The following is a 662-nucleotide window of genomic DNA, read 5'->3' as shown; positions in this document are numbered from 1 at the left end:
ATGGCCTGGCGGCTGTAGGACTCGCTGACGATGAGCAGCCATTCATTGGTTTCCAGGCGTTTGGCACTGAGAAAGACCTTCTGCCCCCAGAGCCGTCGCGGCTGGCGCAGCACCCGTGTGCCCCCGACGGCCAGGGTCTGGAATTCGCGCAGCAGCGGATAGGCCCCCTTGGTGGACGTGAGGTTGACGTTGGCCTTCAGGCGCAAGCGAAATGGCAGCTCGCGCCGCAGGAGATACGCCAGCCAATCGCGCCCGACGAACTCACGATCGGCCAACAGGAAGGCCACTGGCTGACCCGGAAAGGTCGCGAAAAAGCGCTCCATCAGCGCGATGCGCTCTTTGGTATTGGAGTTGCCGGCCTTGGGCAAAGCGGTCCACAGCAAGGGGATCGCCAATCCTCGGTAGGCGACACCGAGCACCAGCAGATTGATCTCGGCGCGTCCGAGTTTCCAGTTGGTGCGATCGAGCGTCAGCACCCATGGGGTCGCGGGCAGGAGATCAGCCACCGTACGGGCGATGTCCGCTTGATCGATCGCAAAGGAACGCATGAAGCGCTGTAACCGGATGTAGTTCGAGCTGGTTTTCGCACGACTCGAGAGTACTGGCGCCAGGCGGGCCAGGTTGACCGAACGCACTTGCAGGACGGCCAGGATGAAACGGGC

The 662-nt window shown here is 62.7% G+C and carries 1 pseudogene; it reads right to left on the bottom strand.

What is annotated here, in order from left to right:
- Window positions 1-662: pseudogene (locus D779_RS20620) on the bottom strand (IS4 family transposase); the annotation flags it as partial.

The sequence above is a fragment of the Imhoffiella purpurea genome, from assembly GCF_000585215.1.
In the GTDB taxonomy this organism is placed as follows: Bacteria; Pseudomonadota; Gammaproteobacteria; order Chromatiales; family Chromatiaceae; genus Imhoffiella; species Imhoffiella purpurea.
This window is presented reverse-complemented; position numbering and strand designations above follow the sequence as displayed.